The sequence below is a fragment of the Streptomyces sp. NPDC001443 genome, assembly GCF_053597355.1.
In genome coordinates, this window is the sequence record NZ_JBSFIA010000014.1 from 170,377 (window position 1) to 177,849 (window position 7,473).

General features: G+C 70.8%; 6 protein-coding genes. 5 read left to right on the forward strand and 1 reads right to left on the reverse strand.

What is annotated here, in order from left to right; genetic code table 11:
- The first annotated feature begins 36 nt into the window (after positions 1–36).
- On the forward strand, positions 37–1,818 hold the full coding sequence (locus ACWC24_RS17565; RefSeq protein ID WP_450663698.1) for a PucR family transcriptional regulator: 1,782 nt from the start codon (positions 37–39) through the stop codon (positions 1,816–1,818).
- A gap of 230 nt (positions 1,819–2,048) precedes the next feature.
- On the opposite strand, the gene ACWC24_RS17570 is transcribed toward ACWC24_RS17565, so the two are convergent.
- Positions 2,049–2,939 (reverse strand): LysR family transcriptional regulator, encoded by an 891-nt coding sequence (locus tag ACWC24_RS17570; protein ID WP_450663699.1) that lies wholly within the window; start codon positions 2,937–2,939, stop codon positions 2,049–2,051.
- A gap of 266 nt (positions 2,940–3,205) precedes the next feature.
- On the opposite strand from ACWC24_RS17570, the gene ACWC24_RS17575 reads away from it, so the two are divergent.
- The 4 genes from ACWC24_RS17575 to ACWC24_RS17590 all read left to right on the forward strand — a co-directional run bounded on the left by ACWC24_RS17575 (position 3,206) and on the right by ACWC24_RS17590 (position 7,201).
- Complete coding sequence (locus ACWC24_RS17575) at positions 3,206–4,393, forward strand: MFS transporter (RefSeq protein WP_450663700.1); 1,188 nt, start codon at positions 3,206–3,208, stop codon at positions 4,391–4,393.
- Between the two features lie 102 nt (positions 4,394–4,495).
- The gene (locus ACWC24_RS17580) at positions 4,496–5,341 is read left to right on the forward strand and encodes an aldo/keto reductase (RefSeq protein ID WP_450663701.1); all 846 of its coding nucleotides are present in this window, start codon (positions 4,496–4,498) and stop codon (positions 5,339–5,341) included.
- 376 nt (positions 5,342–5,717) lie between these two features.
- On the forward strand, positions 5,718–6,167 hold the full coding sequence (locus ACWC24_RS17585) for a DUF1931 family protein (protein WP_450663702.1): 450 nt from the start codon (positions 5,718–5,720) through the stop codon (positions 6,165–6,167).
- Between the two features lie 470 nt (positions 6,168–6,637).
- Positions 6,638–7,201, forward strand: coding sequence for a type 1 glutamine amidotransferase domain-containing protein (locus tag ACWC24_RS17590; RefSeq protein WP_450663703.1), 564 nt, complete (start codon positions 6,638–6,640; stop codon positions 7,199–7,201).
- The last annotated feature ends 272 nt before the right edge of the window (positions 7,202–7,473 follow it).

The window sequence follows — 7,473 nt, forward strand, 5'->3', positions numbered from 1 at the left end:
CGAAAGCCGATCGCCTCCGAAGGACGGAGTGATCCCATGGTCGGCAGTCGGGCATGCAGCGTGCACCACCGCTGCTCCGACCGGAAGGGCAGCCTTCCGCGGGGCAGCGCCGGGCGGCACCCCACGGCCGCGCGCGCAGGGCCCTGCCTGCCCGCTCGCACCCCAGCCGGCCTTGCCCTCCACGAACTGGTCGCGCTCTCCCGCGCCCTGTTCGACACTCCGGACGAAGACGAGATCCTGCGCCTGGCCATGGACCACATAGCCGCCGCGGGGCCATACAGCGCCGAGGCCGGATACCTCAAGGTGGGCGGCGACCTGGTCCCCAGCCCGAGGAACGGGCAGACGCATGCCTCGGCCGTGGGCCGGAAGGTGCGGGAGCTGGCCGGGCAGGACGGCAACGTGACCGTAGCCGGCAGGCCCTGGGGCCGAGCCCTGGGGCTACGCGGACCTGGGGGACTCCACGGCTACCTCGTGGTGACCTCCCGCTCCCAGCCCACCGAGGCCGAGCGATCCCTGCTCGCCATGCTCGTCCGGCACACCGCTGCTGCACTGTCAGTCGCCTTCGCACACCGCCGCCAACGCGAGGACGCTCTGGAGCTGCGCCGACTGAGGGAGGAACGCACAGCCCTCCAGCGGCAGCTGATCTCTGTGGTGGCTGAGCTGGACTACGAGCGAGCCCTTCACGCTCTCACCACCAGCGTCGCTGCCTCGGGCGGCGGCGAGGAAGCTGTCACACGCGCACTGCACGGGCTCACCGGACTTCCCGCGCTGGTCGAGGACCGCTTCGGTCGGCTGAGGTCCTGGACCGGCCCCAGCCGCCCCGTCCCCTATCCCGAACCCGACCCGGTGCGCCAGGACGAAATGCTGCACGCCGTCGCCAAAGAGGCCGGGCCGGTGCGGATAAGGGACCGGCTGATCACCCTGATCCGCACGCACGGCGAGATCCTGGGCGTGCTGGCCCTGGTCGATACCCGGGACGAGGCCGACGAGCACACCGTACTCGCGCTGGAACACGCTGCCGCGTCGCTCGCCCTGGAGCTGACGCACCTGCGCAATCTGGCCGAAGTGGAGCTGAGGCTGCACCGCGAGCTGGCCGACGACCTCCTGGCAGGGACGGACGGACCGAGCGCCTACGCCCGGTCCGAGGCAGCCGGACACGACCTGCACGGCAGCCACTACATCGTCGTGGTGCAGTGGTCGAACCGGACCGCAGACGATTCCTTCGCGCAGACCGTGAGTCGGGCGGCCGTCGCGGTGGGCATGCGCTCGCTGCTGACCCGCCGCTTTGACCACGTCGTCCTCATCACTGGCGACAGGCCGCACGCCCGCGCGTTGTACGAGGCGCTCGCCCGGGAGACCGGAACACGGTCCGGGACGATCGGGGTGAGCGCCCCTTGCGACTCCGTGGACGACATCCCCCACCACTACCAGGAGGCGCAGCGCGCCCTGGACGTGCGCCGCCACTCCCGCGAGCGCTACGGCGCGACGTTCTTCGACGAGCTCGGCCTCTACCGCATCCTGGGACCCGGCAACGATTACCGGGAACTGGAGACGTTCGTCCACGAGTGGCTCGGACAGCTCATCGACTACGACTCCCGGCACCACGCGGCCATGGTGGAGACCCTGGCCCGGTACTTCGACTGCGGCGGCAACTACAACGAGACCGCCGACTTCCTCGCGATCCACCGCAGCACGCTGCGCTATCGCCTCCAGCGCATCCGCGACATCAGCGGCCACGACCTCGCGAACGTCGAGGACCGGCTGAACCTCCAGGTGGCGACCCGAGTGTGGAAGATCGTGCTGGGCGGACCCGGCTGATGCCTCACTGGAACTTCTGCGCGAGCGGTGTCAGTAGCAGTTGGGCGGGCTGCACTGCTACAGCGCTGCGTTCATCACCGCCGTCGCCATGATCGGCAGGACCTTCGGCACCGGCCTCGAAGGGGTCGAGAAGGTGTCCGACACCGCCTGCGGACCACGGCAGCGTCAGCGTCAGCGGACGCTGCAGCAGATGTCGCGGCCGGAGCGAGGCGAACGCAGGGGGCCGGACGTCACAGGGCGATGACGTGGAGGTCGACCAGGTCGAGCAGCGCCCGCAGAGCCGAGCTGGGCCGCCGGGTCGACGACGTGCCGAGATACATGCTCCAGCGGAGCGTGGTGTCGTGGACGTCCAGGACGTGCAGGCCGGGGGTGCGGGCAACGGCGAACGCGGGCAGGAAGGCGATGCCCAGACCGTGCCGGACCAGTGCCGCCCCCATGTCGATGTCGGGCACTTCCAGTGCCACCCGGCGTGCGACGCCCGCCGCCGCGAACGCCCGGTCGACCACCTCGCGGTTGCCGTAGCCCGGCGGGAAGTCCACGAAGGGATCCCCCGCGAGGTCCGCAAGCACCACCTTGCTCCGCTGCGCGAGTGGATGGGCGGCGCTCACCACCAGGACGAGCGGCACGGTGGCCAGCTCCCGTGCGTCGATCCCGGCGGGCCTGCGTTCGGGCAGCGAGAGGAAGGCCACGTCAAGGTCCCCGCTGAGCAGCGCGTGTGCCAGTCCCGCCGAGCCGGCCGTCGCCAGCCGCAGCCGGACGTCGATCGCCGGATGCCGCGCGTGCAGCTGCCCGAGGAGCGCCGGCAGGTCCACCACCTCGACCGAGGCCATGGCGCCCACGTCCACCGTGCCGCGCAGCGTGTCCTGTGCGGTGCGCACGGCGTCCTGGGCGGCCTGGGCGGCGTTCAGGGTGGCCCGGGCCTCCGGCAGCAGCGCGGCGCCCGCCCCGGTGAGCCGGACCTGCTGCGACGTGCGCTCGAACAGCGCGCAGCCGAGCTCGCGCTCGAGTGAGCGGATCGCGGCGGACACCCCTGACTGCACCACGTGCAGCCGACGGGCGGCACGCGTGAAACTCAGCTCCTCGGCGACCGCGATGAAGTGCTCCAGCTGACGCAGCTCCACACGGGAAGTATCACTCGCATTGCTGGAGCCCAGCAAAAACATTCGTTGGCACTGATTCTGGCTGGTGAGGAGGATGGAGACCGCCATCCGCTTTCGCCCGAGGAGGGGTACCCCTGCCTGCCGTTCCGACGCCGCTGAACCGTCCCACAGCCGACGCTCCCGACGACCCGACCCACCGGATCCCAGCACCCGCTCCCGCCGACCTGCCGCCCCGCGCCCCCGCCCGGCGCCGTGCCTCGCACACGACCGGCTTCTGGTTCGTGGCGGTGGCCTTCACCATACTGATGGCCTTCGGCACCGCGCCGACCCCGCTGTGGCCGCTGTACGAGGCCCGGGACCACTTCGGCGCGACCACGGTCACGGTGGCGTACGCCTCGATGGTCGTGGGCGCCGCGGCCGCCTTCCTGGGGCTGGGACACCTGTCGGACCGGCTCGGCCGGCGGCGCATCATCGTCCCGGCGCTGCTGGTCGGCATCGTCGCGTCGGTCGTACTGATCGTGTGGCAGGACCTGCCGGGGCTGATCGCGGGCAGGATCCTGAACGGTGTCGGACTGGGGCTGATGGCCTCGACCGCGACGACGTACCTGCACGACCTTCACCACGAGGTCCGTGCGGACCGGACGGGTTCGGTGCTGCCCGGCATCGTGGCCACCGCCGCGAACCTCGGAGGCCTGGCCTCAGGGCCCCTGGTCGCCGGAGCCGCCGCCGAGTGGCTTCCCATGCCCCTGATCACCGCCCAGGCGATCTTCACGCTCGCGATGGCAGTGTGCCTGGCGCTGGTGCTGTGCACCCCGGAGACCGTGGACCTGGAATTGCCGGCGGCTCAACCACCGAGCAGGTTCGTGCTGCGCCCCGGCGGCCGGCGGGCGTTCGGCGCGGCCGGCGCGCTGGGCGCCTTCGCCTTCGCGATCCTCGGCCTGATCTCCTCCCTCGGGGCGAGCGTGCTCCACGGCACCCTGCACGCCGACTCGCACCTCGTGGTCGGCCTGGCGGCCTTCCTCATGTTCGGTTCCGCGGCGGCCGCCCAACTGGTGCTGGGCCGCCTCCCACTGCCCCGGCTCCTGACCGTGGGGGCAGTGGTCTTTCCGGTCGGCCTGGTCCTGTGCGCCGTCGCCCTCTACCACCCGGCGCTCTGGCTCTACCTGGTCGCCGTGTCCCTGTCCGGAGCCGGCTCCGGGCTGCTGTTCAAGGGAGGCGTCGAACGTGCCGGTTCAGTGGCCGAGCCCGCCTCACGCGCGGGGGTCCTCGCCGTGTTCTTCGTCGTCGCGTACCTGGGAATGGGCCTGCCCTCCGTCCTGTTCAGCATCGCCCTGCGGCACTTCGCCGTGCAGAGCGCGATGATCGGCTTCGCGGCGGTCCTCTCCTGCGGCGCCGTTGTGTCGGTGGTCGTCGCGTTGCGGGATCACGCACCCGGTCCCGGCGAGCTCTCGGCGCAATCCGCTCGCCCCTCCTGACCTCCCTGCGACGTATCAGGCACCGATTGTCTGGGAGGCGCGGACCTGGGCACTCGGTGCGGGTGTGCGTGACACGGGTCCGCGGCGGACGGGAGGCCCGAGATGTCTGCGGAATCGCCCAGAACGATTGCGCTCCCCTCCGGTGAGGAGATCGCCGCGCTCGGGCAGGGCACCTGGTACCTGGGCGAGGACCCGGCCCGGCGTGAAAGGGAGATCGCCGCGCTGCGGTTGGGCGTGGACCTGGGCATGACCGTCGTCGACACGGCGGAGATGTACGGCGACGGCGCAGCCGAGGAGCTCGTGGGGGAGGCCCTCCGGGGACGCCGGGAGGAGGTCTTCCTCGTCAGTAAGGTGCTGCCCGGCCACGCCGACCGGAAAGGCACCGTCGCCGCCTGCGAGGGCAGCCTGCGGCGGCTCCGTACGGAACGGCTGGACCTCTACCTGCTGCACTGGCGGGGACGGTGGCCACTGGAGGAGACCCTTGCGGGATTCACCGAACTGATGGGGGCGGAGAAGATCCGTTACTGGGGCGTGAGCAATCTGGACGTCGCCGACATGGCCGAACTGACCACCCTCCCCCATGGCGACGCCGCGGCCGTCGACCAGGTGCTGTACAACCTCTCCCGGCGCGGCATCGAGTGGGATCTGCTCCCCTGGTGCCGCGAAGCCGGGATGACGGTCATGGCCTACTCCCCGATCGAGCAGGGGCGGCTACTGAAGGGCGACGCTTTGGGTGCCGTGGCTCGGACCCTCGGAGCCACGCCGGCCCAGGTGGCACTCGCCTGGGTGCTGGAACAGGGGGTGGCCGCGATCCCGCGTTCCGGATCACCCGACCACGTTCGGGAGAACCGCGGCGCGGTGGACCTCCGCCTTCCTGCCGGTGCGCTCGACGCTCTCGACGAGGCGTTCCCGCCGCCCAACGGGCCCACGCCCCTGGAGATGCTCTGAGGGCGTTGACGGGATGGCGCGCCCTGCTCAGCCCGACCCCCGCACCGGACCCGGGCCCTGTCCCCATCTCGGCGGGGTGCCCCGATACAGTCCCGCTTCCCCGAGCTGGTCGTGTCGTCCTGTCAGCAATTCTCGTTCGAGGCGTTGCAACGCCGTGCAGCCTCCTGTGGACGGACGGCCGCACGGCCGTACGGCTGGCCAAGGGGTGCCCGCGCACTTCATGCTGCTCTGCCAGGGGAAGAGGGGGTGGCCTTTTTCGGCCTGGGATGCGGAGGCGCTCAGCAGGCGGCTCTGCGAATCTCGACCGGGTAACAGCCGATGGAGGCGCGGGCGGGAGGGAACGACGCCGTCCGTTCCCGGTGAGGAGGCGAGAGGCATGACCGTGATGGGTGTGTCGAAGTTTGAGAGGTTCTTTCGCGCCGCCGCAAGCCTCGACGTGGACAAGAACGACCTGAAGCGGTACGGCGAGTTCGTCGACGCCAAGCTCTACGACCTCCTGGTCGTCGGCCAGGCGTCGGCCAAGGCCAACGGCAGGGATACCGTCGAACCGTGGGACCTACCGATCACCAAGGGCCTCCAGGAGAGCATCCACCGGTTCCGGCGGCTCGACGAGGAGGTCGAGCTGAAGCCGATCCTGGAACAGCTCGCCGCGCACCCTGCCCTCGACAGGACGCCCACCCAGGAGGCCGAAGAGCGCTACCCCGAGATTATCGGCGGTCTCAGCGTCGCCCTTGCCGAGACGTTCAAAATCATGTATCCGGATCTCAAGAACCCGCAGACCAGTCATTGGGAGGGCGTGACCGCGGTGTTCGACCAGCTGCTGTAGCAGTCGCGCCCCGGTGCATGTCGGCGGACTGAACCGACACGCCTGACGGGGCGGAAGGTGGAGACCGGAAACCTTCACCAGGGCTCGGGGCGCGCCGTAGGTGCTCCGGGATTCGCGTATCGCGGTTTCAGCGCGGCTGGTCGCCTGGCCAGGAAATTCACACCCCTTGCCTCCACGTGACGGCCCCTGACCCGGAAGGCCGTTTGCGAGGATCCGTCTCGTCCCGCGATGCTCTGACCCGAAGTGCACGTCATGAAAGCTGCCAGCCCTTCGACGCCCGCGACGACGGCTGGACGCAGGTCGTCATCACTCGGAAGGCAGCTTTCACCGACCGCGCGCAGACATGCGCTCGAGACGCCTTCGGCCGGGCCTTGCAGTCGCCGGTCCGAAAAAAGGGATGCGGACAGGCCCTGCGGGGTGTCCCGACCGCTCGCCTCCTGCAACCAACAACTCGTGAACGGAGCGGTAACATGACACGGGAACTCCAGGGGATGCGGGTGGGAATTCTGGCCACCGACGGCGTCGAGCGCGTGGAACTCGACCAGCCGCGCGGTGCGCTGCAGGGCGCAGGGGCGAAGACCGAGATCGTCTCGCTCCACTCGGGCGAGATCCAGGCCCGCCAGTTCGACCTCGACGCGGCCGGAACCTTCCCCGTGGACCGCCTGGTCGCCGACGCTTCCGTCGACGACTACCACGCTTTGCTCCTGCCCGGCGGCACCATGAATCCCGACCAGCTGCGCATGGACCGCGACGCGGTGCAGTTCGTCAGGGACTTCATGGCCAGCGGGAAACCGGTCGCATCGATCTGCCACGGCCCGTGGACCCTGGCGGAAGCCGACACCGTGCGCGGCCGCCGCCTGACGTCCTGGCCCAGCATCCGCACCGACCTGAGAAACGCCGGAGCGGAGGTCGTCGACCAGGAGGTGGTCGTCGACGGGCAGCTGGTCACCAGCCGCAGCCCGGCCGACCTGCCCGCATTCTGCGCCGCCGTCGTGGAACAGTTCGCCCGGGCGCACCACCCCGTGCCCGGCTGACCCGGCGGAAGGGGCTCAGACGGGGCGCCTCGCGAGCGATATCCGCCACTCCCGCGGACGCGGCGAGACGGACCCGCGCCCCGAACGCGGCTGACCGGTGTCAGGCCCTCGCGCTGTCGTCAGGAGCGCGCGAGCCGGGCCGTGAGATAGGGCGCGGTGGCACTGCGGCGGGCCCTCGCCACCTTGGCCGGCGGGCCCGTCGCGACCACCCGCCCGCCCGCGTCGCCGCCGCCCGGTCCGAGGTCGATGACCCAGTCGGCGGTGGCGATCGT

Coding starts and splice junctions, on each gene's coding strand:
- ACWC24_RS17585 (WP_450663702.1), top strand. CDS start 5,718: ATGACCGTGATGGGTGTGTCGAAGTTTGAGAGGTTCTTTCGCGCCGCC.
- ACWC24_RS17580 (WP_450663701.1), top strand. CDS start 4,496: ATGTCTGCGGAATCGCCCAGAACGATTGCGCTCCCCTCCGGTGAGGAG.
- ACWC24_RS17590 (WP_450663703.1), top strand. CDS start 6,638: ATGACACGGGAACTCCAGGGGATGCGGGTGGGAATTCTGGCCACCGAC.
- ACWC24_RS17565 (WP_450663698.1), top strand. CDS start 37: ATGGTCGGCAGTCGGGCATGCAGCGTGCACCACCGCTGCTCCGACCGG.